24 protein-coding genes and 1 tRNA gene are annotated in these 25807 nt (G+C 69.4%); 13 read left to right on the top strand and 12 right to left on the bottom strand.

Annotated features, from left to right (window positions below; translation table 11 throughout):
- Positions 1–8 precede the first annotated feature (8 nt).
- A tRNA-Pro gene (locus tag ACFC06_RS19425) sits at positions 9–82 on the top strand.
- A gap of 199 nt (positions 83–281) precedes the next feature.
- Here the strand turns inward: ACFC06_RS19425 and ACFC06_RS19420 are convergent.
- The 3 genes from ACFC06_RS19420 to ACFC06_RS19410 all read right to left on the bottom strand — a co-directional run bounded on the left by ACFC06_RS19420 (position 282) and on the right by ACFC06_RS19410 (position 1117).
- The gene (locus ACFC06_RS19420) at positions 282–596 is read right to left on the bottom strand and encodes a hypothetical protein (RefSeq protein ID WP_375932863.1); all 315 of its coding nucleotides are present in this window, start codon (positions 594–596) and stop codon (positions 282–284) included.
- Positions 593–892: a hypothetical protein gene (locus tag ACFC06_RS19415; RefSeq protein ID WP_375932860.1), complete on the bottom strand. Its 300-nt coding sequence runs from the start codon at positions 890–892 to the stop codon at positions 593–595. Before ACFC06_RS19415 ends, ACFC06_RS19420 begins: the two co-directional genes overlap by 4 nt.
- Positions 893–955: 63 nt before the next feature.
- Complete coding sequence (locus tag ACFC06_RS19410) at positions 956–1117, bottom strand: hypothetical protein (RefSeq protein WP_375932858.1); 162 nt, start codon at positions 1115–1117, stop codon at positions 956–958.
- A 184-nt stretch (positions 1118–1301) separates the two neighbouring features.
- Between ACFC06_RS19410 and ACFC06_RS19405 the strand changes: the two genes are divergently transcribed.
- From ACFC06_RS19405 to ACFC06_RS19395, 3 genes are all read left to right on the top strand, one after another.
- Positions 1302–1994 carry a GntR family transcriptional regulator gene (locus ACFC06_RS19405; RefSeq protein ID WP_375932856.1) on the top strand — a complete coding sequence of 231 codons (693 nt, stop codon included), beginning with the start codon at positions 1302–1304 and terminating at the stop codon, positions 1992–1994.
- 9 nt (positions 1995–2003) lie between these two features.
- A complete protein-coding gene (gene atzF / locus ACFC06_RS19400) occupies positions 2004–3692 on the top strand; it encodes an allophanate hydrolase (RefSeq protein ID WP_375932853.1) in 1689 nt (562 codons plus the stop codon).
- 744 nt (positions 3693–4436) lie between these two features.
- Positions 4437–5786, top strand: coding sequence for a serine hydrolase domain-containing protein (locus ACFC06_RS19395; protein WP_375932850.1), 1350 nt, complete (start codon positions 4437–4439; stop codon positions 5784–5786).
- 51 nt (positions 5787–5837) lie between these two features.
- Here the strand turns inward: ACFC06_RS19395 and ACFC06_RS19390 are convergent, their stop codons facing one another.
- The 3 genes from ACFC06_RS19390 to ACFC06_RS19380 all read right to left on the bottom strand — a co-directional run bounded on the left by ACFC06_RS19390 (position 5838) and on the right by ACFC06_RS19380 (position 8851).
- Positions 5838–6872, bottom strand: a complete 1035-nt coding sequence (locus ACFC06_RS19390) for an aspartate-semialdehyde dehydrogenase (RefSeq protein WP_375932847.1) — start codon at positions 6870–6872, stop codon at positions 5838–5840.
- 3 nt (positions 6873–6875) lie between these two features.
- On the bottom strand, positions 6876–8141 hold the full coding sequence (locus ACFC06_RS19385) for an aspartate kinase (protein ID WP_278260645.1): 1266 nt from the start codon (positions 8139–8141) through the stop codon (positions 6876–6878).
- Between the two features lie 137 nt (positions 8142–8278).
- Complete coding sequence (locus ACFC06_RS19380; RefSeq protein ID WP_375932844.1) at positions 8279–8851, bottom strand: dihydrofolate reductase family protein; 573 nt, start codon at positions 8849–8851, stop codon at positions 8279–8281.
- Between the two features lie 71 nt (positions 8852–8922).
- On the opposite strand from ACFC06_RS19380, the gene ACFC06_RS19375 reads away from it, so the two are divergent.
- The 3 genes from ACFC06_RS19375 (at position 8923) to ACFC06_RS19365 (ending at position 11297) form a co-directional block, all read left to right on the top strand.
- The gene (locus tag ACFC06_RS19375) at positions 8923–9495 is read left to right on the top strand and encodes a TetR/AcrR family transcriptional regulator (protein WP_375932841.1); all 573 of its coding nucleotides are present in this window, start codon (positions 8923–8925) and stop codon (positions 9493–9495) included.
- 98 nt (positions 9496–9593) lie between these two features.
- On the top strand, positions 9594–10052 hold the full coding sequence (locus tag ACFC06_RS19370; RefSeq protein WP_375932838.1) for an SRPBCC family protein: 459 nt from the start codon (positions 9594–9596) through the stop codon (positions 10050–10052).
- 42 nt (positions 10053–10094) lie between these two features.
- The gene (locus ACFC06_RS19365) at positions 10095–11297 is read left to right on the top strand and encodes a low temperature requirement protein A (RefSeq protein WP_375932835.1); all 1203 of its coding nucleotides are present in this window, start codon (positions 10095–10097) and stop codon (positions 11295–11297) included.
- Here ACFC06_RS19365 and ACFC06_RS19360 read toward each other — a convergent pair.
- From ACFC06_RS19360 to ACFC06_RS19350, 3 genes are all read right to left on the bottom strand, one after another.
- Positions 11284–12189, bottom strand: coding sequence for an ion transporter (locus tag ACFC06_RS19360; RefSeq protein WP_375932832.1), 906 nt, complete (start codon positions 12187–12189; stop codon positions 11284–11286). The genes ACFC06_RS19365 and ACFC06_RS19360 overlap by 14 nt on opposite strands.
- Positions 12190–12255: 66 nt before the next feature.
- Positions 12256–13866 carry a GMC oxidoreductase gene (locus tag ACFC06_RS19355; protein WP_375932829.1) on the bottom strand — a complete coding sequence of 537 codons (1611 nt, stop codon included), beginning with the start codon at positions 13864–13866 and terminating at the stop codon, positions 12256–12258.
- Between the two features lie 261 nt (positions 13867–14127).
- Positions 14128–14889 carry a sulfite exporter TauE/SafE family protein gene (locus ACFC06_RS19350; protein WP_375932826.1) on the bottom strand — a complete coding sequence of 254 codons (762 nt, stop codon included), beginning with the start codon at positions 14887–14889 and terminating at the stop codon, positions 14128–14130.
- Between the two features lie 272 nt (positions 14890–15161).
- On the opposite strand from ACFC06_RS19350, the gene leuA reads away from it, so the two are divergent.
- Both leuA and ACFC06_RS19340 read left to right on the top strand, forming a co-directional pair.
- Positions 15162–16961 carry a 2-isopropylmalate synthase gene (leuA, locus tag ACFC06_RS19345; RefSeq protein ID WP_375932824.1) on the top strand — a complete coding sequence of 600 codons (1800 nt, stop codon included), beginning with the start codon at positions 15162–15164 and terminating at the stop codon, positions 16959–16961.
- Between the two features lie 416 nt (positions 16962–17377).
- The gene (locus tag ACFC06_RS19340; protein WP_375932821.1) at positions 17378–19129 is read left to right on the top strand and encodes an AAA family ATPase; all 1752 of its coding nucleotides are present in this window, start codon (positions 17378–17380) and stop codon (positions 19127–19129) included.
- A gap of 132 nt (positions 19130–19261) precedes the next feature.
- On the opposite strand, the gene ACFC06_RS19335 is transcribed toward ACFC06_RS19340, so the two are convergent.
- On the bottom strand, positions 19262–20161 hold the full coding sequence (locus tag ACFC06_RS19335) for a LysR family transcriptional regulator (RefSeq protein ID WP_375932818.1): 900 nt from the start codon (positions 20159–20161) through the stop codon (positions 19262–19264).
- Positions 20162–20232: 71 nt separating this feature from the next.
- Here ACFC06_RS19335 and ACFC06_RS19330 point away from each other — a divergent pair, with 71 nt between their 5' ends.
- The 4 genes from ACFC06_RS19330 to ACFC06_RS19315 all read left to right on the top strand — a co-directional run bounded on the left by ACFC06_RS19330 (position 20233) and on the right by ACFC06_RS19315 (position 25060).
- Complete coding sequence (locus ACFC06_RS19330) at positions 20233–21162, top strand: EamA family transporter (RefSeq protein WP_375932815.1); 930 nt, start codon at positions 20233–20235, stop codon at positions 21160–21162.
- A 244-nt stretch (positions 21163–21406) separates the two neighbouring features.
- Complete coding sequence (locus ACFC06_RS19325) at positions 21407–23065, top strand: FAD-dependent oxidoreductase (protein ID WP_375932812.1); 1659 nt, start codon at positions 21407–21409, stop codon at positions 23063–23065.
- 46 nt (positions 23066–23111) lie between these two features.
- A complete protein-coding gene (locus tag ACFC06_RS19320; RefSeq protein WP_375932810.1) occupies positions 23112–24347 on the top strand; it encodes a MurT ligase domain-containing protein in 1236 nt (411 codons plus the stop codon).
- Positions 24344–25060, top strand: coding sequence for a type 1 glutamine amidotransferase (locus ACFC06_RS19315; RefSeq protein WP_375932807.1), 717 nt, complete (start codon positions 24344–24346; stop codon positions 25058–25060). The genes ACFC06_RS19320 and ACFC06_RS19315 overlap by 4 nt, the downstream gene beginning before the upstream one ends.
- On the opposite strand, the gene ACFC06_RS19310 is transcribed toward ACFC06_RS19315, so the two are convergent.
- Both ACFC06_RS19310 and ACFC06_RS19305 read right to left on the bottom strand, forming a co-directional pair.
- Positions 25061–25435 (bottom strand): type II toxin-antitoxin system VapC family toxin, encoded by a 375-nt coding sequence (locus tag ACFC06_RS19310; protein ID WP_375932804.1) that lies wholly within the window; start codon positions 25433–25435, stop codon positions 25061–25063.
- Positions 25432–25683: a type II toxin-antitoxin system Phd/YefM family antitoxin gene (locus ACFC06_RS19305; RefSeq protein ID WP_375932801.1), complete on the bottom strand. Its 252-nt coding sequence runs from the start codon at positions 25681–25683 to the stop codon at positions 25432–25434. The genes ACFC06_RS19310 and ACFC06_RS19305 overlap by 4 nt, the downstream gene beginning before the upstream one ends.
- Positions 25684–25807: the final 124 nt, after the last annotated feature.

Raw genomic sequence — 25807 nt, 5'->3', positions numbered from 1 at the left:
TCGCCTCACGGGGTGTGGCGCAGCTTGGTAGCGCGCTTCGTTCGGGACGAAGAGGTCGCAGGTTCAAATCCTGTCACCCCGACGTGTTGGTTGAGACACAGAGGAGCCCCTGACCAGTTCACTGGTCAGGGGCTCCTCGTATTTCCGGGGTCGGTTCACCATCCGCAGCCCACCGCGGCAGCGAAAATGCAGCACTACGTTCCGTTGCGTAGCGGCGACACTCGCGCGCCTCGTTACTCGGCGAGCGGACCGCCGTGTTGGTCGAGACTCGTATGTCGGGGCTATGTGTAGTGGTAGCGGCTGTGCATTGTCCAGCTCCCGACGGGGTCCTTTCGGTACTGATATATCGCCTGGGTCAATCCTGAGGCGTACTGCTCGTGGAGATCGACCAGGTCACAGATGGCTTGGACGAGTTCGTCGTCGGGGAGATTGATCGGCTGGGCGTCCGAGATGAGCGTGTATCCGACCTGCCGGTTTCGTACGGTGATCGTCAGTTCTGCGCTGGTCTCGTGCTCGTAGACATGCCGCAGCACATGACCACCGACGGCCAGGTCGAGCGGAGCCTGCTCGTCGAGCGGAACCGGGGACTTGCTCACCGAGCCGGCTCTTCCTCGGAATCACGGTTGCCACCCTCGGCGTGTTTGGCGCGGAGGGCGGCTCGGCGGGCTTGCGTTCTGGCCTCGTGGCGGGCGGTGGAGGCTGCGGAGCGGCGGGGGTTCGAGGGTTCGGTGGGGGCTGGGGGCTCGGTGGGTGGGCCGAACAGGCGGAGGCGGAGCCGGGTCAGGGCGGTGCTGGTGGCGTCCCAGAGGAACGAGGCGGCGCAGAGCAGGGCGAAGGCGAGAGCTGCCCAGAGGAACAGGTCGCCGAAGAAGGTATTGGCCAGGAACTTCACACCGGTACTCCGAGAATCCTTGCGGCACAGCCGCAGTGGTCAGAACCGGAGGATGTTACCGGGTCAGATGCCGTCGCTGCGGGGGGAGTGGCTTTCGCGGAAGGTGCCGTCGGTGACGGGGTCTTCGAAGGGGGAGTCGCGTTCCAGGGGGTTGGGCCAGTAGATGGTGACGGCGATGATCGCGATCAGGGCCAGGACTAGTAGCGCGATGGCGGAAGTGGTCATGGGCGCCCTCCTCGCGGGGAATACTTCTCCGCGGGTGTGTCGGCTGAGGTTCCCTGCGTGTTCGGGCTGTGTTGAGAAATTCTCTCGGAACTGCCGTGGCGGCGGTGAGGCTGTGAGCAAGCGATAACCTGCCGCTTACTTTCTGTCACTTGATAGAAATTACCGATCGATAGCGTATACACCCATGTCGACAAGGGTGGATGCCGCCGGACGACCGCTGCGGGAGGTCGTCTACACGGCCCTGCGCGCGGAGTTGATGAACGGGGAGATCCGGTTCGGGCAGCGCCTGACGGAGCCGAAGCTCTCGGCCCGGTTCGGGATCTCCCGGACGCCGGTGCGCGAGGCGCTGGCGATGCTGTGCGCCGACGGGCTGCTCGAGCGCGCCGAGTTCGGCTTCAGCCCCGTGCGACCCAGCCTGGCCAATATCCGCGACCTCTACGAACTGCGGCTCACTCTGGAACTGGGTGGCATGGCCGCGGTGCGCGACAACCCGGACCGCGTCCACGACGCCGAGCTGCTGCGCGCCCAGCGGCAGCGCTGGCTGGCCCTGCGCGCCGATCCGCCCGAGCAGGAACCGGGCTTCGTGGTGGTCGACGAGGAGTTCCATGTCGCGCTGCTCACCGCGGCGGGCAATGCCGAGATGGTGCGGGCGCTGGTGGCGGTGAACTCGCGCATCCGGCATGTGCGCCGCTACGACTTCATGATCAACAACCGGATCGAGACCACGATCAGCGAGCACCTCGGCATCCTCGACGCCGTCCTCGCCGACGACATCCCCGCGGCGCAGCGCCTCCTGCACGCCCACATCGGCGATTCGCTGGATGTGGTGCTGGAACGGATCACGCGCGCCATCGCCGCCATGTCCATGAGCGAGTAAGGAAAACCCATGTCCGACAACGCAACCGCCAGGGTCGCCGCCGCGTACGCGCGCATCGCCGAGGTGGACCGGCCCGAAATCTGGATCACCCTGCGCCCGCAGGCCGAGCTCACCGCCGAAGCGGCCGAGGTGGACCGGCGGGTGGCCGCGGGTGAGCCGCTGCCGCTGGCCGGGTTGCTCGTCGCGGTGAAGGACAATGTGGACGTGGCGGGGTTGCCCACCACCGCCGCCTGCCCCGAATTCGCTTATCCTGCAACAGTAACCGCCGCCGCCGTCGACCGCCTGGTCGACGCGGGCGCGCTGGTGCTCGGCAAGACCAACCTCGACCAGTTCGCCACCGGACTCGTCGGCACCCGCAGCCCGTACGGCGCGGTGCGCCACGCCGAGCATCCCGAATTGATCTCCGGCGGTTCGAGTTCCGGCTCGGCGGTGGCGGTCGCGCTGGGAATCGCCGATATCGGCGTCGGCACCGATACCGCGGGCTCGGGCCGGGTGCCCGCCGCCTTCCACGGCATCGTCGGCATCAAGGCGAGCCTCGGACTGGTCCCCGCGCACGGCGTGGTGCCCGCGTGCGCCGACTACGACGCGGTCACCGTCTTCGCCGCCGGCCTCGACCTCGCCGTCACCGCGGCGGCCGTCATGATCGGTCCGGACGAACGGGACCCGCGCAGCCGCACCTGGCCCGCCGACGTACGCCTGGCCGCAGGCGCCCGACCCACGGTCGCCATCCCCGACGACCTCACCCCACTGAGCCCCGCCTATCGCGCCGCCTTCATCGAAACCGTTGCCGCCCTGCGGGATCAGGGTGTCACGGTGCGCGAGGTCGACATCTCGCCGCTGCTGGACGCGGCCCGGCTGCTCTACGACGGCGCCATCGTCGCCGAGCGGTACGCGGCCGTCGGCGCGTTCGTCGACAAGGGCGCCGACGGCCTGGACGAGACCGTGGCGGGAATCATCAGCGCGGCAAAGGAACTGGACGCACCGTCCTTCGCCGCCGACCTGGACACCCTCACGAAGGCCAAGGCCGCCGCGAATGCCCTGCTGACCGGCTACGACGGCCTGCTGCTCCCCACCACCACCGAGCACCCCACCATCGCCGCGGTGACCGCCGACCCGGTGACGATCAACCGCCGCCTCGGCACCTACACCAACTTCTGCAACCTGCTCGACCTCGCCGCCGTCGCCGTCCCCGGCACCCCCACCGCCGACGGCCTGCCGTTCGGTGTGATGGTCGTGGTCCCCACCTTCGCCGACCAGCTCGCCGTCGACCTCGCCGCCCGCGTCACCGGCACCCCCGCACCCCTGCTGGTCGACACCGGCGTCGCGCTGGCGGTCTTCGGCGCGCACCTGCGCGGCCAGCCCCTGCACTGGCAGCTCGAACAGCTCGGTGCCCGCTTCGCGGGCGAGATCACCACCAGCGACGCCTACCGCCTGACCGCCCTGGACACCGTCCCGCCCAAGCCCGGCCTGGTCCGCCACGGCGACGGTCTCGGAGCGCCGATCCGGGGCGAACTGTTCCTGGTCTCCCCCGGCGGACTCGGCCGCTTCCTCGCCGAACTGCCACCCCCGATGGCACTGACGAGTATCGAGCTGGCCGACGGGCGCTCGGTGGTCGGCTTCGCGTGCACCTACGACGCCGCGCTCACCGCCACCGACATCACCGAACACGGCGGCTGGGTGGCCTACCTACAACGTTGACGACCGGGCCGGTCACCCCTCGTTCGGACCGGCCCGGTCGGCATACCCCGCGACACTGCTGGAACATCGCCGGTGAAGTCCGTCGGTGTGGTTACCGTCGGCAGTGATTCTTCAGCGTCTGGAAGAGCCACCTTCTGGGCTGCACCGCCGGGTCCGTCCGGTCACCCCTCGAGATCGGCCGGACCCGGATGTTCCGGTGTCTGGAAAAAGGATGCGACGGCGGTCTCTAGAGGTTCTTAAGAACAACTTGTCGCCTCGGGGAGTGATCTTCGGGATGATTGAGGGACCGATCACAGAGGGAGAACGACGATGGAGACCTTGGTCGTCTGGCTGCTGGCCAGCCTGCTCTACTGGTTCAGCAACTTCTGAGCCGCACACTCCGAGGCAGGGCCGCTCCCGGGCGGACCTGCCTCCCGCACGTAGCGCGCGTCACATCGGGGGGGCCGGAATTATTCGGCGGGGACCCTCGTTGAACCCCGTGTCGGCGTCCGAACAGCCCCGGGCCTCACCCCATCTGTCGCTTCGAGCGACCACTCGCCGAGAGGCGCTTGTGGGGCGCCGACACCCTGACGGGTCACCCACGCGGTGCCCCTTCGACTCCGAACGCCGCCAGGTCTCCCTCATCGACCTGGCGGCGTTCGTCGTCGCAGGGGGGTTACGGCGAGATGAAACTTCGGCTCGATCAGGGTCTACAGCGGCCGTGCTTTACGGGTTACGGCAGGTGGGGAGGTCTACCCTCCCCGCATGGGGCAGCGCAGGGGATTTTTCGTGGGAACAGTTGTGGCGGTTGTGGCCTCGGCGAGCCTGTTCGCCGGCCCGGCACCGGCCGCACCCGGCACCCCGGCCACCTGCGCGGTGACCTCGGAGCGCGAACTGCAACGAGCCAGTCCCGAACAGGTGGGGCTCGATCCCGGCAAGCTGACCGAGGCGTTGCAGTTCGCGGCGACGCGGAATCGGCTCAATGTGCAGGTGTTCCGGCACAACTGCCTCGTCGGGGAGGGGCTGCGCAACGAGGAGACCGGCAACGTCGCCTGGAACATCTGGAGCGTCACCAAGTCGGTGGTCTCGCTGCTCGCCGGAATCGCCTCCGATCAGGGCAGACTCGATGTGTCGGCGCCCATCGACCGCTACCTGCCGCCGGGCCTCGGTGACGCCGCCCATCGCTCGATCACCGTGGAGAACCTGCTCACCGAGACCTCCGGCATGAAGGTCGGAGTGCTCAGCGAGGGCATCACGGCGGTGATCCCGGTGGACCCGAACTCGGCGGTGCAGGCGCTGGCCGTGGAGCTGACCAACCCGCCGGGCACCACCTTCAGCTACAGCCAGCGCAATGTCGACCTGCTGTCGTATGTGATCGAGCTGGCCGTGGGCGAGCCGCTCCAGGACTTCGCGCAGCGGCAGCTGTTCGACCCGCTCGGCATCCCGCGCAGCGACTACTACTGGGCGCGCGACCGCTCCGGGCACACCTATGGCTACGCCCACCTCATGCTGCCCCCCAACGACCTGGCCAAGATCGGCCTGCTGGTCACCAACGACGGGCAGTGGGGTGGCACGCGGGTGATCTCCTCGGACTACCTGCGCCGGGCGCGCACCCCCTCGGCGGCGAATCCCTGCTACGGGTACCTGTTCTGGGTGGGGGCCGACTGCGCGGAGTCACCGGACTTCCTGCCCGCCGACACCTTCTTCATGTCCGGGCTGGCGCTGCAGAACGTCTTCTTCATCCCGAGCCTGGATCTGACGGTGATGTGGACCGGCACCTTCGGCAACCAGTCCGCTTACGGGGCGAGCGGGGTGATCGCGCACCCGGAGGAACTGCCGCACGAGTTCTTCCGCAGGCTCTTCGCCGCCTTCACCGATACGCCGGTGCCGGTGGCCGCGCCGTATGTGGAGCCGCCGCTGGACTTCGACGCGGCCAAGCTCATCGACTCGGAGATCCTGCTCGCCGTGTTCGGTGTGGGGCCGGGCGCCTATCCGGGGTGCACCGTGTTCGCGTGCCTGAATCAGCCACTGGCGGCACCGTTCTCTAGTATTCCGCCGGGCTGCGCGGTGCTGGTCTGCGTGGGCAACGATCCGCGCACGCCGGGCATCCGGTAGACGACGCAGGCCGGGCCGTCAGCGGACGGCCCGGCCTGGACGAGAGCGGACTCAGCGGTTGTTCAGCAGGACTTCCGCGATCTGAATGGTGTTGAGCGCGGCGCCCTTACGCAGGTTGTCGCCGGAGATGAACAGCGCCAGACCACGGCCGCTCGGCACACCCGGGTCCTGGCGGATGCGGCCGACCAGCGAGTCGTCCTGGCCGGCGGCGGCCAGCGGGGTGGGCACGTCGACCAGGCGCACGCCCGGTGCCTTGCCCAGCAGCTCGCGCGCCTGCTCGACCGAGATCGGCTCGGCGAACTCGGCATTGATCGACAGCGAGTGCCCGGTGAACACCGGCACGCGCACACAGGTGCCGCTGACCAGCAGGTCGGGCAGGCCGAGGATCTTGCGGCTCTCGTTGCGCAGCTTCTGGTCCTCGTCGGTCTCGAACGAGCCGTCGTCGACCAGCGCGCCGGCCAGCGGGATGACATCGAACGCGATCGGCGCGACGTACTTGTTCGGCGCGGGGAAGTCCACGGCCGAACCGTCGTGCACCAGCTTCTCGGCGTCGTCGGCGACGGCGCGGATCTGCGAGGCGAGCTCCTCCACACCGGCCAGGCCCGAACCCGACACCGCCTGGTACGACGACACGATCAGGCGCTGCAACCCGGCCACGTCGTGCAGCGGCTTGAGCACCGGCATCGCGGCCATGGTGGTGCAGTTCGGGTTGGCGATGATGCCCTTGGGCAGGGTGCGGGTGGCCTCGGGGTTCACCTCGGAGACCACCAGCGGGACGTCGGGGTCCTTGCGCCAGGCCGAGGAGTTGTCGATGACGGTCACGCCCGCGGCCGCGAAGCGCGGCGCCTGCACCCGCGACATGGTGGCACCGGCGGAGAACAGCGCGATGTCCAGACCCGACGGGTCGGCGGTCTCGGTGTCCTCGACGACGATCTCGCCACCGCGCCACGGCAGCGTCTTACCGGCCGAACGCGCGGACGCGAAGAACCGCACCTCGTCGGCCGGGAAGTTGCGCTCTTCGAGCAGCTTGCGCATGACGGCGCCGACCTGACCGGTCGCGCCGACGACTCCTACACGTACACCCATGATTCAGCGCCCCGTTCCGCCGTGGACGACGGCGGCCTCGTCGCCGCCGAGATCGAAAGCCTTGTGCAGCACCTGCACGGCCTCGTCGAGTTCGGTGTCGCGCACCAGCACCGAGATCCGGATCTCCGAGGTGGAGATCAGGTCGATGTTGACGCCCGCGTTGGCCAGCGCCTCACAGAAGGTGGCGGTGACGCCCGGATGCGACTTCATGCCCGCGCCGACCAGGGAGACCTTGCCGATGTGGTCGTCGTAGAGGACCTGCGCGAAGCCGATCTCGTCCTGACGCTTGGTGAGCATCTCCACCGCGCGGGCGCCGTCGGTCTTGGGCAGGGTGAAGGTGATGTCGGTCTTGCCGGTGTCGACCTTGGAGATGTTCTGCAGCACCATGTCGATGTTGATCTCGGCGTCGGCGACCGCGCGGAACACCTTGGCCGCGTAGCCCGGCTCGTCGGGCAGGGCGACGACGGTCACCTTGGCCTCGCTGCGGTCGTGCGCGACGCCGGTCAGGATTGCCTGCTCCACGGGAATGTCCTCCATCGATCCGAAAACTGTGGTGCCGATCTTGTCGGTGTAGGACGACCGGACATGAACGGGAACGTTGTAGCGGCGCGCGTACTCCACGCAGCGCAGCATCAGCACCTTCGACCCGCAGGCCGCCATCTCCAGCATCTCCTCGTAGGAGATGTTGTCGAGCTTCTGGGCGTCACCGACGATGCGCGGGTCGGCGCTGAAGATGCCGTCGACGTCGGTGTAGATCTCGCAGACGTCGGCCTTCAGCGCGGCGGCCAGGGCGACGGCGGTGGTGTCGGAGCCGCCGCGGCCCAGCGTGGTGACGTCCTTGCTGTCCTGGCTGACGCCCTGGAAGCCCGCCACCAGCACGATCTGGCCGTCGGCCAGCGCCTCCTGCAGGCGGCCGGGGGTGACGTCGATGATCTTGGCCTTGCCGTGCGCGCCGGTGGTGATCACGCCCGCCTGCGAACCGGTGAACGAACGCGCTTCGGCGCCGAGCGAGTGGATCGCCATGGCCACCAGCGCGTTGGAGATGCGCTCGCCGGAGGTGAGCAGCATGTCCATCTCGCGGGCGGGCGGCGCGGGGGCCACCTGCTCGGCGAGATCGAGCAGTTCGTCGGTGGTGTCGCCCATGGCCGAGCAGACCACGACCACGTCGTGGCCCTGCTTCTTGGTCTCCACGATCCGTTCAGCGACGCGCCGGATCCGCTCGGCGGTGGCCACCGAGGATCCTCCGTACTTCTGAACAACGAGAGCCACGGCAATGGTCCTTCACGATCGGGAATCGAGCTGCTATCAGCGACCAAGAGTACCGGCCGCTACACACCCGATCCGCCGCTACCTCCCCAGCCTGTGGAAAACGACACAGGCTTGTCACCTGTGGCTGACCACCGGAATCAGCCCCGCTCGAACCAGGTGACCTGCGCGCCGTTGTCGAATTCCTTGCGTCGCACGGGAGTGAACTGTGTCGGTTGGAAGACGCCGCCGAAGACCGATACGCCCGAGCCCGCGACCACCGGATAGCTCTTGATGATCATCTCGTCGATCTCGCCGAGGAGTTGACCGGCCAGGTTGCCGCCGCCGCACAGCCAGATGTCGAGACCGTCCTGCTGCTTGAGTTCGCGCACGAGCTCGACCGGGTCACCGGCGAAGATCTCGACGCCCGGGTGATCGGCCTGGCTCAGCGAGTTCGATACGACGTACTGCTTCATGTGCTGGAACGGGCTCTCGACGTGCTCGCCCGGGAGGATGTAGGTGCCGCGGCCCATCAGCACGGTGTCCCAGTGCCTGGCGGGCAGATGCGGGTCGACGCCCGCGTGCGGGCGGATGTGCGTCGGCATGGCGTCGGGGAATTCGGCGGACATCCACGCCACGTAGTCGGCCGGGGTCGGATAGAAGTCGACCTCGCCGCCGGGGCCCGCGATGTAGCCGTCGAGGGAGACGCCGATGTAGTAGACAAGCTTTCGCATGGGTACCGCCTCAGTTGTTGTACTCTGATTGAAGCGGTTTGAACGTAGTACTACGAATGGAGTGGTGTCAAGTGCGGACTAATCCGGAGCGGCGTCAAGCCCTGTTGGACGGGGCGATCGAAGTGCTCGCGGCCGAGGGGGCGCGGGGGCTCACCTTCCGCGCGGTGGACAAACAGGCCGGGGTGCCCGCGGGGACGGCGTCGAACTACTTCGCCAATCGCGACGAGCTGCTCACCCAGGCCGGCATCCGCTTCTACGAGGTCATCGCGCCCAGCGCGGAGGCGATGGCACAGGTCAGCAACGGCCCGAGGACCAAGGAGCACATCGCGGTGCTGATGCGCGAGGTGGTCAGCCGGCTGGAATCGCATCGCACCGCCTACCTGGCCCTGCTCGAACTGCGCCTCGAGGCCACCCGGCGCCCGGAGCTGCGCGCGGTGCTCACCGAGCGGGTGCGCGCCGATGTCGAGTTCAATATTCGCAATCACCTGGCATCCGGATTGCCCGGCGACGCCGATTCGGTGCTGCTGCTCTATCTGGCGCTGAACTGGCTCATCGTCGAACACCTCACCCTGCCCGGAATCTTCACCGAAGAGCAGAGCCTGGCGCTGATCGAAACCGCCGTCGAGCGGGCGATACCCGGCTGACCCGGTCATTTGACCAGACCGTAGACGTGTTGACGATCACTGGTACAACTGTGCACAATCGGGCGCGAAGACAGCGGGGGTTCGGAGGATAGACACAGATGCGCTCGAAGATCGACATCCGATTCACCGTTGAGGCTGAGATCGACCAGGTCATGGACGCGCTCCTAGCCGTCGATCAGATGGCGGAGTGGTCGACCTCCTACAGCGATGTCCGCGTCGGCCCGCGCGACGCCGACGGCAGGCCGCGCCGCGTCTTCGCCACCGCCCACTTCATGGGCAATTCCGACTCCCAGGTCCTCGAATACAGCTGGGAACCGCACCGGGTCACCTGGGATGTGGTCGACAGCAGCCGCGGCTCCAAGGGCCACGGCTGGTTCGACCTGCTCGAGGCACCCGAGGGCACCGAGATCGACTACCACGTGGAGCTGCAGCTCCCGCTGCCGATCCCGGGCATCCTGTTCAACCGCTCCCTGCGCAAGGTGCACGACGAGGCCGTCTCGAACTTCATCGATTTCGCCGAGCGCTACGCCGGGAACGCGGGTTACGCCGTCGGCTGACGTTCCCGGCGCGCATCGCCGCGGGGTGCGACGATGAGCGCCATGATCGGTACACGACGGCCGCGGTTCCGGCCGGTCACCGCGGACTCCTCGGTGACCCAACTCGAACTGTTCTTCGACCTGGTGATCGTGTTCGCCTTCACCATGGTCACCGACCTGGCGGCCCACGACACCACCGCCGTGAACGCGCTGCGCGCGGTGCTGGTCCTGGCGCTGATGTGGTGGCTGTGGATCGCCTACTCCTGGCTGGGCAATGTGGTGCGCGCCGACGAGGGGCCCGCCCGGGTCGGCATGTTCGTGGCGATGGGCGGGGCGTTCCTGGCCGCGCTCACCATTCCCGAGGCGTTCACCGACCTGCCCGGCGGCTGGTTCGGCCCGCTGGTGTTCGCCATCGCCTACCTGATCGTGCGGCTGGTGCACGTCGGGCTGTTCTGGGCGATCAGCGCCGACGACCCGCAACTGCGCGGACAGCTGCTGCGCTGGGCGCTGGGCTCGATCACCGTCGGCACCACGCTGCTGGTCGTGGCCGCGATGACCTCCGGGGTCGTGCAGATCGTGCTCTGGATCGCCGCCATCGCCGGCGACATGCTGTGGACCTGGGCCGCGGGCACCGACTGGCGGATCAACTCGGCCAAGCACTTCGCCGAACGCTACGGGCTCATCGTCATCGTGGCGCTGGGCGAATCGATCGTCTCGATCGGCATCGGGGTGGCCGGGCTGCCGATCTCCTGGCCGATCGCGGTGGGCTCGATGCTCGGGCTGGCGGTGTCGGGGCTGCTGTGGTGGCTCTACTTCGATGTCGCGGCGATCTCGATCGAGCACGCCTTCGCCCATGCCAGGGGCGCGCACCAGATCAAGATCGCCCAGAACAGCTACACCTACGGGCATTTCCCGATGATCGTCGGCGTCATCGCGCTGTCGCTGGGCCTGAAGAAGGTGCTCTACTACGTCGGCGATGCGTCGCACCACACGCTCACCGACGCGCTCTACGGCATCCCGCTGGCCGCGCTCTACGGTGGGCCCGCGCTGTTCCTGCTCGGGGTGGTGGTGGCGAAGTACTACGCGGTGAAATCGGTGTCGGTCGGGCGGGTGGTCGTGGCCGTCGCGCTGTTCGCGCTGATCCCGGTCGCGGCGAACCTGCCCGCGCTCGCCTCGCTGAGCATCCTGTGCGCGCTACTGGCCGGGCTCGTCATCTGGGAGACAGTGCACTTCGCCCAGCCGCGTGACCGGATCAGACACGCTTGACCTGACCGAGGTGATGGCGCACGCCGTGCTCGGCGGGGGTGGCGCCGCGATGCGACGGCGGCACCCTGACCCCCGACCGGACGGCGTCGTTGATCTGGTCGAGGTTCTCGCGCAGCATGTCGGCGACCAGTTCGTCGGTGCGCGGGTCGTCGAGCAGCTGGCGCAGCATGCGGTAGACCGTGTCGGCGACGAGCCGGATGATGTCGTCGTGGAACGGGATGTAGCGCAGCTTGCCGGTCTGCGGGTCGTTCTTGATCAGGTCGACGATCATCTGGTCGACCTCGGCGCGGTTCTCCTCCAGCGCCGCGGCGATGTTCTTGGTGTAGTGGCCGGTGCGCAGCACCTTGGAGACCTCGTCGAGGATGGCGATGGTCATCGGGCGCTTGATCACGTCGACGATGGTGCCCACGAACCGGTTGACGATCGTCGCGGTGACCCGCTCCCCCAGCGCCCGGTCGGCGACCCGGCCCAGTCGCAGCAGGATCACCACGATCCGGAACAGCCGGAACCCGCGGAAGATCGGGCTGGTCACCGGGATCATGCCCAGGACCTCGTACCAGTAGACGAACGGGAAGGTCCACGGCCAGCCCGCCCGGCGCCAGCGCCACAGGAATTCCAGCAGGAACACCGCGCAGATGCTCCAGTCCACCACCACGATCGCGTGATAGGTCGAGCCGGAGACCGGGAAGAAGGTGATCCACACGACCAGTGCCACCGAGATGATCGCCAGGATCAGCATGACGATGTCGGTGCGCAGCGACGGGGTCTTGGCGCGCACGTCCGGCAACGCCTCGACCCGCTCGATACCCGGTGAGACCACCCGTGCTCCTGCTGTCTGGCGGCCCGGGGCCGCGGTGTCGGGGCCACCCGGCCCGGCGCTGCTGTTGCCCACGCTAATTGGTCCCCCGCCGCGGCGCGGGCAGTTGCGGGTGCCCGATCGAGGGCGTGTTCGGCGGGCTCAGCCGCGCAGGATCGCCTCGATATTGCGTTCGGCCAGGGCGGTGATGGTCAGCGAGGGATTGACCGTCGCGGTGCTGCCGGGGATGGCGGCGCCGTCCATCACGTACAGGCCGGGGTGCCCGTGCACGCGGCCGTAGGCGTCGGTGGCCCGGCCGAGCACCGCACCACCCAGCGGATGCGCGGTGAACCGGGCGTTCGCGTCGTAGCCGAGCGCGCCGTACTCGGCCATCGCGCCCGCCTTCTCGGCGATGCGGTGGTCCACCGCGCGGGCCGCGTCGACCACCGACCGCTGGGCGGCGTCGGGCCAGTTCAGGCCGACGCCACCGGAACCGGCGTCGTAGCCGAAGCGGGCCCTGGTCGAGTCGAGCACCATGCCGAGCGAGGCCAGCGCGCCGGTCTCGAACGGGATGCCCGGGATGTACCAGTTCTCCAGGGTGAGCGGCGCGCCGGATTCGTCGTAGATCCGGCTGGCGCTGGGCACGCCCTGGCCGTGCCCGGCCACCGAGCTGGCGCCGCGGGCCAGCACCACGTCACCGTTGGTGCCGAAGCCGTCGCCGATGTGCTCGTTGAGATTGGGCAGCGCGCCGGTGGCCTGGGCCCGGACCAGCAGGGCGGAGGTGCCCACCGAACCCGCGCCGAGGAACAGCTTGTCGCAGGTCAGGGTGCGGGTGGCGAGGTGACGGCCGGTGGGGTCCAGTTTCGTCACGGTGACCACGAACTTGCCGTTGCCGTCCTGGGCGATGCTGTCGACCTGGTGGCCGGGGTAGACCTGCGCCTTGCCGGTCTCGGCCGCGTAGCGCAGGTAGTTCTGGTTCAGGTCGAACTTGGCGCCGTTGGAATTGCCCAGGTTGGAGCGGGCGGCGGTGGCAGAGGGGCGCGAGGTGCCCGCCAGTTCGCTGCGCAGTACGTCCCAGGTGAAGATCGAGTCGTTGGGCACCGGCTGGTAGCCCGCCGCACGGACCTGGTCGTCCCAGGCGCGCGAGTGCGCGAACGGCTCGGAGTGGTAGATGTCGGCGGGCATGGCGTCCAGGCGCAGCATCTGGCGCACCCGCGGGTAGTAGACGCGCTCGAGTTCGCCGAAGTCGACGACTCCGCCGAAGACCTGGTCGAAGAGCCTGCGCTCGGGCGCCACCATCGCGCCGGTGAACACCACCGAGCCACCGCCCACCGCCGCGGCCCGCCACACATCGATCCCGGCGAACTCGGTGACATCGAGCACGCCGCCGAAGGAACCGAAGCTCATCGGCACCTTGGTGACGCCGGTGAAGCTGGTGCGATGCCAGAAGCCACGGCCGTCGGGCAGGTCGTCGCCGGTGAAGATCTCGCGCCACGGGTCGTTCGGCCAGCGCGAGCCCCGCTCGAGCACCGTCGTGACGACCCCCGCCTCGGCCAGCCGCAGCGCGGTGACCGCCGCGCCGAACCCCGAGCCGATCACGAGGGCGGGCGAATGCTCCGGCGCGTCCGGAATCGGGGCGAAGATCTCCGGCACCCACGACTGGAACATCGCCTCACGCGGGTCGGCCGCCGCCGCCCGCATCGTCAGGTTCGTCCCCACGGCACCGGCGATCGTCGCCAGCCCCGCCGCCTTGAAAAAGGCACGTCTGTGCACCCGGCCACCTCCTCATCACGCATGACCGAGCCGCACAATACCGCGAAAACCCGGGCCTCCCAGGGGAGCGAAGCCAATTTGTCACCACTCACACCACCAGCCCCGCACCCGCGACCCCGAGGAGCGGCGGCCACGCAGTGGCCGGTCGCGGCCGGGTCGCCGGTCAGGCGCCGTTGCGTAGGCGACGAAGGAGCAAGCAACGGTGCCTGACCGGCGGCCCTCCAGGGGCCGCGACCTCGAGCGCGCCAGCGCTCCAACAATTCAGCTGAGCAGACGTACCACGGCGATGGTGCCCACCACCACGATCACCGCGCGCAAGACGTTCGGCGGCAGCTTGCGGCCCACCCGCGCGCCCAGCTGACCGCCGATGATCGAGCCGATCGCGATCAGCGCCACCGCCTGCCAGTTCACCTCGGCGATCGCGATGAAGATGGTCGCCGAGACCGCGTTGACGATCAGCGCCAGCACGTTCTTCACCGCGTTGAGCCGCTGGATGTCCTCGTGCACGAACACCCCGAGCAGGCCCAGTAGCAGCACGCCCTGGGCGGCACCGAAGTAGCCGCCGTAGACGCCGGTGAAATACACCGCGACCAGCAGGATCGGCCCGCCGTGCGCGGGTGCGGGGGCGTCTTCACCCCGGCGCTGCTTGACCCAGGCGGCCAGGCGCGGCTGCACCACCACCAGGATCAGCGCCGCGATGATCAGCACCGGCACGATCGCCTTGAACGCCTCGGCGGGCAGCACCAGCAGCAGCACCGCGCCGGTGATGCCGCCCAGCAGCGAGGCGGTGCCCAGCTGCAGCAGTCGCGACCGCTGTCCTTGCAGTTCGCGCCGGTAGCCGATCACCCCGCTCACCGAGCCGGGGACCAGGCCGATCGTGTTCGACACATTCGCCGTCACCGGTGGCAGCCCGAACGCCAGCAGCGTCGGGAAGGTGATCAGCGTGCCCGATCCGACGATCGTGTTGATGCCGCCGGCCGCGACACCGGCGGCCAGGACCAGGAGTTGTTCCAACCAAGTCATGCGAGTTCCTTTGTGCCGTCTCGTCGGACGCGATGGTCCGTACAAGCGTGCGTTTCGCTGAAACCGTACCGCCCGGTTGCTACCGGCCGGTTTCTCCAGGCCGCTTACCCGCCGGATGGGGTACGCGGTATCCTCGAAGGATCATGCAGCGGGCACTTCTTCTCGGCCGCCGCGACGGGTTCTGATACGGACCGGCTCCCGTCGCGGGGTTCCAACGCGCCGGTCGACCCGCTCCCACCAGGGAATCCACTCACATCCACGGAGAAACTTGCATGTCCTCGGCTGACGCATTCGTATCCGCTTCGCGCACCATCACGGCCCCCGGCAAACCCGCACCGGCCGACCAGCCCGCCTGGAACAATCAGAAGAACTCCTCGATGCCGGCCTTCCGGTACCGGCCCTTCGCCGAGGAGGTCGAGCCCATCTCGGTGCCCGACCGCACCTGGCCCGACAAGATCATCGACCGCGCGCCCGCGTGGTGCGCCGTCGACCTGCGCGACGGCAACCAGGCGCTGATCGACCCGATGAGCCCGGCCCGCAAGCGCCGCATGTTCGACCTGCTGGTGCGGATGGGTTACAAGGAGATCGAGGTCGGCTTCCCGGCCGCGAGCCAGACCGATTTCGACTTCGTCCGCGAGATCATCGAGGACGGCGCCATCCCCGCCGACGTCACCATCCAGGTGCTGACCCAGTGCCGTCCGGAGCTGATCGAGCGCACCTTCGAGGCGTGCAACGGCGCCCCGAACGTGATCGTGCACTTCTACAACTCCACCTCCATCCTGCAGCGTCGCGTGGTGTTCCGCGCCGAGCGCGACGCGGTGAAGAAGATCGCCACCGACGCCGCCGCGCTGTGCCTGGAGATCGAGCAGAAGTACCCGGACACCGAGTGGCGCTACGAGTACAGCCCGGAGTCCTACACCGGTACCGAGCTGGACTACGCCCGTGAGGTCTGCGACGCGGTCTCGGCGATCATCGCGCCGACGCCGGAGAAGCCGCTGATCATCAACCTGCCCGCGACCGTCGAGATGGCCACGCCCAACGTGTACGCCGACTCGATCGAGTGGATGCACCGCAACCTGGCCCGCCGCGATTCGATCGTGCTGTCGCTGCACCCGCACAATGACCGCGGCACCGCCGTCGCGGCCGCCGAGCTGGGCTACCAGGCCGGTGCCGACCGCATCGAGGGCTGCCTGTTCGGCAACGGCGAGCGCACCGGCAACGTCTGCCTGGTGACGCTGGGCATGAACATGTTCTCCCGCGGCATCGACCCGCAGATCAACTTCTCCGACATCGACGAGATCCGCCGCACGGTCGAGTACTGCAACCAGCTGGCCGTGGCCGAGCGCCACCCCTACGGCGGCGACCTGGTCTACACCGCGTTCTCCGGCAGCCACCAGGACGCCATCAACAAGGGCCTGGACGCCATGAAGGCCACCGCCGACGCGCAGAACGCCGACGTGGCCGACATCGTCTGGGAGGTCCCGTACCTGCCGATCGACCCGAAGGACGTCGGCCGCACCTACGAGGCCGTGATCCGGGTGAACTCGCAGTCCGGCAAGGGCGGCGTGGCCTACATCATGAAGACCGATCACGGGCTGGTGCTGCCGCGCCGCCTGCAGATCGAGTTCTCCCAGGCCATCCAGGCGATCACCGACGGTGAGGGCGGCGAGGTGACGCCCAAGGAGATGTGGGACGTCTTCGCCACCGAGTACCTGAACCCGATCCTGCCGCTGGAGCGGATCAAGCAGATCGTCACCGCCGCCGAGACCGACGGCGGCGTCGACTCCATCGTGGCCACCGTGAAGGTCGACGGCGCCGAGCAGGAGATCACCGGCTCCGGCAACGGCCCGCTGGCCGCCTTCGTCGACGCCATCGCCAACGTGGGCTTCGACGTGCGCGTCCTGGACTACAGCGAGCACGCCATGTCCGCGGGCGACGACGCCCAGGCCGCCGCCTACGTCGAGGTCGCCATCGGCGACAAGGTCGTCTGGGGCGTCGGCATCGCCACCTCCATCACCACCGCGTCCCTGCGCGCGGTCGTCTCTGCGGTCAACCGAGCAGCCGCGCGCTAGGAACTGGTAGCCGACGAAGGGTCGGGTCCGCCACCACGGCGAGCCCGGCCCTTCGCCGCGGTATCGCCGGAGGGGCCGCAGCTCCCGCACTCCCAGCCCCGCACCCGCGACCCCGAGGAGCGGCGGCGCGCAGCGCCGGTCGCGGCCGGGTCGCCGGTCAGCGCTCGAAGCGCATGCGCCGTAGGCGCGAGTCTCGAGCGCTGACCGGCGGCCCCTAGGGGCCGCGACTCGAGCGCGCCAGCGCTCCAATTAACACCGTGCTAGCGTTTTAACTGCACATTCAGGCCGACTTTCCTGCTCGAGCCGATCGAGCAAGTGGGGGAACTGTGACCGACAACGACCATAATCCGACCTCTCCGCCCTGGCTGCAGAGTCCGTCGGCTGACACGGCCGACGCTGCGTCCGGTACCGCCGGTGTGCAGACGGCGACCGAGGACAATCCCGAGAAGGCCGGTGCCGCAGCCGAATCGGCTGCCGGGGCCGGGGAAGCACAGGAGCCTACGGGCGCCGAACAGGAACCGCAGATCGGCCTGGCCGAGCAGACCGTGTTCCAGCCGGGCGGTTTCGCGCCGGGCCCGTTCGCACCGCCCGGTTATCCGTCGCCGGACCCCCATCAAAGCGGTGGCGCGCACCCGGTGGCCGCCGGGCCGGGCCAGCCCGCGCCGGGCACCGAACAGCCGTGGCCCGGCCTGGGTCAGCCGGGGCAGGCCGCCGAGCAGCCCTGGCCTGGGCCCCCGCCGACCGGTGGTGAGCAGCCGTGGCCCGCGCCGCCGCAGGGCGGTGAGCAGCCGTACCCCGGTGTGCCCCCGCAGTATCCGGGCGCCGAGCAGCAGTTCCCCGGCGCGGGCCCGCAGCCGTATCCGGGTGCCGAGGCGCAGGGCCAGTTCCCGGGCCAGGAGCCGCAGCCCTACCCCGGTGCCGAGCCGCAGGGCCAGTTCCCCGGCCAGGAGCAGCAGCAGCCGCCGCAGGACCCGCAGGGCGAGCCGATCTACAGCTGGGCTCCCCCGCCGCCGCCGATGTACCAGCCGCCCACGCAGACCGGTATGCAGCCGGTGCCCGGTGGGCCGGGCATGATGCCCGGTCAGCCCGCGCCCCAGCAGCCGGGTCAGCCGCAGTGGCAGGGTGGTCCGCCGCCGCAGCAGCAGCCGTTCCAGCCGCAGCATGTGCCCGCGCCCGGTCAGCCGGGACATTCGGTCAATGACCTGAACCTGCTCAAGCGGGCCCGCAAGGCGCCGCGCAGCGGGTGGCGCCGGGCCGTGCACAAGGTCTCCGGTGGCGTGATCAATCCGGGTGAGTCGGCCGCCGATGTGGTGCACCGCGACCTGGCCGAGCGGGTCAACCAGCCGGTGCGCGGCGATTACCGGATCGCGATCCTCTCGCTCAAGGGCGGCGTCGGCAAGACCACCACCACGGTCGGTCTCGGCTCCACCTTCGCCTCCCAGCGCGGTGACCGCGTCATCGCCATCGACGCCAACCCCGACCTGGGCACCCTGGCCCACCGGGTGCCGCGCCAGACCCGTTCGACGGTGCGCAATCTGCTCGAGGACCAGAGCATCACCCGCTACTCCGACGTCCGCGCGCACACCTCGCAGGCGCCGAGCCGGCTGGAAGTGCTCGCCTCCGAACAGGACCCGGCCGTGTCGGAGGCCTTCAGCGAGGCCGATTACCGCAAGGCGATCGGCATCCTGCAGTCCTTCTACAACATCATCCTCACCGACTGCGGTACCGGTCTGATGCACTCGGCGATGTCGGGTGTGCTGGACATGGCGAGCTCGCTGGTGCTGGTCACCTCCCCCGCGATCGACGGCGCGCGCAGTGCCTCGGCGACGCTGGACTGGCTCGATCACCACGGCTACAGCAAGCTCGTCGAGCGCACGGTCGTGGTGGTGAACGCCTCGCGGCGCGGCGCCTCGACGGTCGACCTGGACCAGCTGCGCAAGCTGTTCCTCGACCGCACCCGCGCCGTGCAGATCGTCCCCTTCGACGATCACCTCGCCGAGGGTGCCGAGATCGACCTCGAGCTGGTCAGCAAGCCCACCCGGCGCGCCCTGCTCGAGCTGGCCGCCATGGTGGCCGACGATTTCAGCTACCACGGTCAGCCGCAGTTCCAGCCCGGCCAGCCGTACCCGGGCCAGCAGCAGCCGCAGTACCAGCCGGGACAGTACTGATCGGACCCGGTCGCGGGCGGACACTCAGCCCGCTCGCGACCGGCCTCGTCGACCCGGAGCACCGGCACGATCCAGTCGCATCGACCCGCCCGCTCACCCTCGTGTTTCACCCCGCGCATTCGACCAGGCGGGTCATCCCGCGCTCACTGCCCGCGCCGCGCCCTCGAACGCGTCGAGCACCGTCGCTATGGCGGGTCGTCGGTCGGCTTGCGGTCTGGTGACGATCTCGTAGACCCGCGCGGCCCGCACTCCAGCCAGCGGCAGCACCGACAACCCCGGATGCGCGACCGCCCAGCGCGGCATCAGCGCGACACCGTAGCCCGAGGCCACTAGGGTCTCGATCACCCGGAAATCGTTGAGCCGCTGGGCGATCCGTGGCCGGACCCCGGTGATGGTGGCGATCGATTCGAGCACGTCGTCGACGGGGAACCCGCCGCGCACGCTCACCCAGGTCTCCTCGGCCAGTTCCTCGGCGCGCACCGATTCCCGCGCCGCCAGCGGATGATCGTGCGCGACAACCACATCGATCGGCTCCCGCACGAGCACCCGGGCGGCGATGCGCGGACCGGTCAGGGACGGCGCGCGTTCGTCGCGGTGGGTGAGCACGATGTCGTAGTCGGCCAGCAGTTTCGGTGCCTCGCTCGGTGGCAGGTCCTCGTCGCCCGCCACGATCTCCACGCCGGTGCCCTCCAGCGCCCTGAGCACGAGCGGGAGCAGCAGCGCGGCACCGGACGGGAACGAGGCCACCCGCACCTGGCCGCGCGGGGAGCCGCGGTAGCCGGCCATCTCGGCGACGGCGCGGTCCATGGCCGCGAGGACATCGTCGGCGCGCAGCACGAGCGCCTGGCCCGCGTCGGTGAGCCGCACGCGGCGCCCGTCGGGTTCCAGCAGGGCGACGCCTGCCTCCTTGGCGAGCACCTTCAGTTGCTGGGAGACCGCCGACGGCGTCATCGACAGCACCTCGGCCACGGCGGCGACGGTGCCGCGGTCGGCGAGTTCGCGCAGGATGCGCAGCCGCTCTATCGAGAACATGAAGTAAATCTACGTTATCGGTGCATTTTTATTCGATTGTCCTGATGCTTTGCCGACCGCACGATGAGTGCGTGACCACCCGCGACCGCCTGCTCGGCCTGACCGTCGTCGTGCTCTGGGGCCTGAATTTCCTCGCCATCCGGATCGGCCTCGACCACTTCCCGCCCTTCTTCTTCGTCGCCCTGCGCTTCGCCGTGATCGCGATCCCGGTGCTGATCTTCGTCCCGCGCCCGGCGGTGCGGACCCGGTGGCTGCTGCTCTACGGCGCCGGATTCGGCATCGCGCAGTTCGCGTTCCTGTTCACCGCCATGCGCGTGGGCATGCCGACCGGGCTGGCCTCGCTGGTGTTGCAGTCCTCGGCGCCGTTCACCGTCGTCCTCGGCGCGGTGCTGCTGCGCGAGCGGTTGCGGCCGGTGCAACTCGCGGGGCTGGCGGTGGCCGTGGCCGGGATGACGATCATCGCCGCCGACCGCTTCGCCACCGCCACCCTGCTCCCGGTGCTGCTCACCCTGGCCGGTGGCCTCGGCTGGGCGTTCGGGAACATCGGTGCCCGGCAGGCGGGTGCCGACTCCCCCGGCGTCGACCCACTGCACCTCACGCTGTGGATGTCGGTGGTGCCGGTGCTGCCGATGCTGGCGCTGTCGATGCTTGTCGAGGGCCCTGGCACCGGGTTCCGCGCGCTCGGCACCGCCGTCACCACCGCCGCCGGATGGCCCGCGCTGGCCGCGCTGGCCTATATCGCCGTGCTCGCGACGGTCTGCGGATCGGGGCTGTGGACGTATCTCATGAGTCGCTATCCGGCGGGCACGGTGGCGCCGTTGTCGCTGCTCGTGCCGGTGGTCGGCATCGCGGCGGCCTGGCTCGCGCTGGGCGAGCAGCCCTCGGCGGCGGCGCTGCTCGGCGGGGTGATCGTCATCGCGGGGGCCTTCGCCGCGACGAGCACCCGGCGCGCCGCACCCGTCCAGGAGCCGGAACCGCGCCCCCGCCTCGCCGGGGTCTGATGTCCGATTCGGCGGACGATCGCGGAAACGTGTGGCTAGCATGTGTGCCGGTCGTCCGATGCGTTTCCGGGCGACCGGTCGGTACCCTGCGGCCCGCTTTTCGCCGCGCTCTACAGTGGTAGCAAATTGCAAGCAATACTCGAACAAGGCAGCTGAACAGCGTATGGCGGAACAGCGGTGGCCCGTTTCGCGAAGGACGTTTCTTCGCGGCACGGTCGCAGCGGGGGCGGTATCGGCAGGGGCGATGGCGGGAGCGCCGGGCATCGCGCTGGGCGCACCCGGACGGCGGGTCGCGGTGCTCGGCGGCGGTGTCGCCGGGCTGACGGCCGCCCATGAGCTGGCCGAACGCGGGTTCGAGGTCACCGTCTACGAGGCGCGCGCCTTCGGCGGCAAGGCCCGCAGCATCCCGGTCCCCGGCACCGGCCGCGACGGCAGGCCCGATCTGCCCGGTGAGCACGGCTTCCGCTTCTTCCCCGGCTTCTATCAGAACCTGCCCGACACGATGCGCCGGATTCCGGTCGCGGGCAATGCCGACGGCGTGTGGTCCAACCTGATCTCCGTGCCCGAGGCCCGGTTCTCCCGCCGCGACGCCGACGACATCCTGCTCGCCCTGCCCGACGGCATCACCGCCCCGACCACGCCCGAAGCGATCCGCGAGACCCTCGCGGGCACCATCACGACGATGTCGAAGATGCCGCCCGCCGAGGCGGCCTACTTCGCCAACCGGCTGCTGGTGTTCAACAGCAGCTGCGAGGCCCGCCGCTTCGGCCAGTGGGAACACACCTCCTGGCAGGACTTCGTGCGCGGCCACGAACGCTCGCACGAATTCCGCGCGCTGGTCTCGCGCTCGCTGACCAGCATCATGGTCGCCGCCAAGGAAGACCTCGCCAGCACCCGCACCATCGGCAGCATGGGCGAACAGTTCCTCGGCAATCCGCTGGGCCTGGGCAACGACGGCGGCCTGGACCGGGTGCTCGACAACACCACCAACACCGCCTGGATCGACCCGTGGGTGCAGCACCTGCGTGGCCTGGGCGTGCGGTTCGAGCTCGGCGCGCGCGTCGAGGAACTGACCATGCGCGACCGGCGCGTCAGCGGGGCGCGCATCGGCGACGGGCGCACGGTGGAGGCCGACTACTTCGTCGTCGCGTTGCCGGTCGAGCAGGCGCGCACACTCTGGTCTGCGCAGGTGCTCGCCGCCGCACCGGAACTCGCGGCGACCGAGCGGCTGTTCGTCGACTGGATGAACGGCCTGCAGATCTATTTCCGTTCCCCGCTGAACATCTCGCGCGGGCACACCGCGTTCGTCGACTCCCCGTGGTCGCTCACCTCGATCAGCCAGAACCAGCTGTGGACGCAGAAGCTGAACACCTTCGGCGACGGCACGGTGGCCGACTGCCTCTCGGTCGACATCTCCGACTGGCACACCCCGGGAATCCTCTACGGCAAGCCCGCCGAGGAATGCACCCACGAGGAGATCTTCCGCGAGGTGTGGGCGCAGCTGGCCGAACACCTCAACGATCGCGAGCAACTGCTGCGTCCGGTCGACGTGCACTCCTGGTTCCTCGACCCCGGCATCACCTGGCAGGGCAGCCGCAACGCCAACGCCGACCCGCTGCTCATCAACACCGCGGGCTCCTGGGACGCGCGCCCGGAGCCACACGGCTCGATCGAGAACCTCTTCCTGGCCGGCGACTACGTGCGCACCGACGTTGACCTGGCGACCATGGAAGGCGCCAACGAGTCCGCCCGCGCGGCCGTCAACGCGCTGCTCGACGTGGCAGGCTCCCCGGCCGCGCGCTGCACCACGTTCCGCCTGCGCCGCACCCCCGAACTCGAACCGCTGCGCGTCATCGACGCCGACCGCTACGCCCGCGGCCTGCCGAACCTCTTCGACGAGTAGAACGCCGGTTACACCGCCCGTAACACCGCGCACATAGACTCGCGGCGTGGCAGACATCTCGGTGCGTGGGCGCCTGGCCTTGCGAGCGGCGGCGGCAGCGTCGTGGGCTTCGCAGAAGGCGGGTCGCGGCAAGGGTTCGATGATCGGCGGCCTGATCGCGTTGAAGATCGATCCGTCGATCATGACGCAGCTCGGGCGGGGCAGGCGCACGGTGCTGATCACCGGCACCAACGGCAAATCCACCACCACCCGGATGACCACCGCGGCGCTGGGCACCCTCGGCGCGGTCGCCACCCAGGCCGACGGCGCCAATATGGACGCGGGCATCGTCGCCGCGCTGAGCCTGCATCCCGGGGTGGCGCTGGCCGCCATCGAGGTCGACGAACTGCATCTGCCGCACGTCAGCGACGCGCTGGACCCGGCCGCGATCGTGCTGCTCAACCTGAGCCGCGACCAGCTCGACCGGGTCGGCGAGATCAACATGATCGAACGCAAGCTGCGCGCGGGGCTCGAGCGTCATCCCGACGCGGTCGTCATCGCCAACTGTGACGACGTGCTGGTCGCCTCGATCGCCTACGACCATCCGAACGTGGTGTGGGTGTCGGCGGGCAGCGGCTGGGCCGTGGACGCCACCAGCTGCCCGCGCAGCGGTGAGCCGATCGTCTGGGAGGGCGAGAACTGGCGCTCGACCGGCGCCGACTTCCACCGTCCGGAACCGCAGTGGTGGCTCGAGGGCGAGGACCTGTGCGGGCCCGACGGCTTCCGCGCGGCCCTGCACCTGGCGCTGCCCGGGCGCGCCAACCGCGGTAATGCCGCGCAGGCCGTCGCCGCGGCGGTGGCGCTGGGCGCCTCGCCGGCCAAGGCGACCGACGCCACCGGCACCGTGCGCGAGATCGCGGGCCGCTATCGCACCGTCACCGTCGGCGAGCACGACGCGCGGCTGCTGCTGGCCAAGAATCCGGCGGGCTGGCAGGAAGCGCTGTCGATGATCGAGCCGACCTCGGCCGGACTGGTGATCGCGGTGAACGGTCAGGTGCCCGACGGCGAGGACCTGTCCTGGCTGTGGGACGTGCGCTTCGAGCACTTCGAGGGCGTGCAGGTGGTCGCCGCGGGCGAACGCGCCACCGACCTGGCCGTGCGCCTGACCTACGCGGGCGTCGAGCACACCCTCATCCCCGATCCGCTGCGCGCCATCGCCTCCTGCCCCGCCGGGCACGTCGAGGTGCTGGCCAACTACACCGCGTTCCGCGATCTCAACCGCGACCTGGAGGCACGCAAGTGAGCGAGTCGACCATCCGTATCGGCCTGGTGCTGCCCGATGTGATGGGCACCTACGGCGACGGCGGCAACGCCCTGGTGCTGCGTCAGCGGCTGCGTATGCGCGGCTACGACGCCGAGATCATCGACATCACCCTGGCCGACCCCGTGCCCGATTCCTTCGACATCTACACCCTCGGTGGCGCCGAGGACTCCGCCCAGCGCCTGGCCACCCGCCACCTGCAGAAGTACCCCGGCCTGCAGCAGGCCGCCGCCAAGGGCGCGCCGGTGCTCGCCATCTGCGCGGCCATCCAGGTGCTCGGCAACTGGTACGAGACCTCGGCGGGCGAGAAGGTCGACGGCGTGAGCCTGTTCGACGTCACCACCTCCCCGCAGGACATCCGCGCGATCGGCGAGGTGACCACCACTCCCCTGATCCCCGGCCTGTCCGCCCCGCTCACCGGCTTCGAGAACCACCGCGGCGGCACGAAACTCGGCCCCGACGCCGCGCCTCTGGCCCGCGTCACCCGCGGTGTCGGCAACGGCGTCGGCGACGGCACCGAAGGTGTGGTCCAGGGTTCGGTCATCGGCACCTACCTGCACGGCCCCGCCCTGGCCCGCAACCCCGAACTGGCCGATCTCCTCATCGCCCAGGCCCTGAACATCCTCCCCACCGACCTGGCCCCCCTCGACCTCCCCGAAGTCGACCGCCTCCGCCGAGAACGCCTGCGCGCCTGATCAGCAGACCAGCGACGCCACGTCGTACCGCAGCGACAACGGGTCGCGGGTGACCAGGGTGAGGTCTTCGCAACGGGCCTGCGCCACCAGGATGCGGTCGAAGGGATCGCGATGGATCAGGGGAAGGCGGGCAGCCTCGATGGTGTGGCGCGCGTCGATCGGCAGCGGGAGGAATCCGCTGCCGACGATACGTTCCGGTAGATCCGCCGGGCCGGCCAGCTTGCCCGCCGCCTGCTTCATCGCGATCTCCCAGACCGAGGCGGCGCTGACGTAGACATCCGGGTCGTGGTCGAGGCGCTCGCGCAGGGCCGCGTCCAGCGTGGGGTCGTCGGTGAGCCACCACAGGATCACATGGGTGTCCAGCAGCAGGCTCATGCGCCGAAGTCGCGCGCGATGGCCGCGTTGGTCTCCGGCGAATCCCATTCGGGTGACAACACCAGCCGCCCCCGCAGCGAGCCACGACCGGTCCGGTTGACCCGGCGACTCAGCGGCACGACCTTGGCGACCGGAGTACCGGCACGACTGATCACGATTTCCTCCCCCTGCTCCACCCGCTCGATGATGCGCGACAGATTCGTCTTCGCGTCGTGGATATTGAACTGCCCAGCCGCGTGACCTGCCATGACGCCTCCTTAGCTAAGAGGTTAGCCCGCTACTGGGCCGTCGTCCACCCCCCGGCATCGGCATTCGGCTCAGGGCGACTTTTACCCTCGCTGAGCCGCCGCGTGCGCCGATAGCGTCGGGCCT

Source organism: Nocardia sp. NPDC056064 (assembly GCF_042266925.1).
GTDB lineage: Bacteria > Actinomycetota > Actinomycetes > Mycobacteriales > Mycobacteriaceae > Nocardia.
The sequence above is the reverse complement of the archived record's forward strand: the minus strand, read 5'-3'. Positions and strand labels throughout refer to the sequence as shown.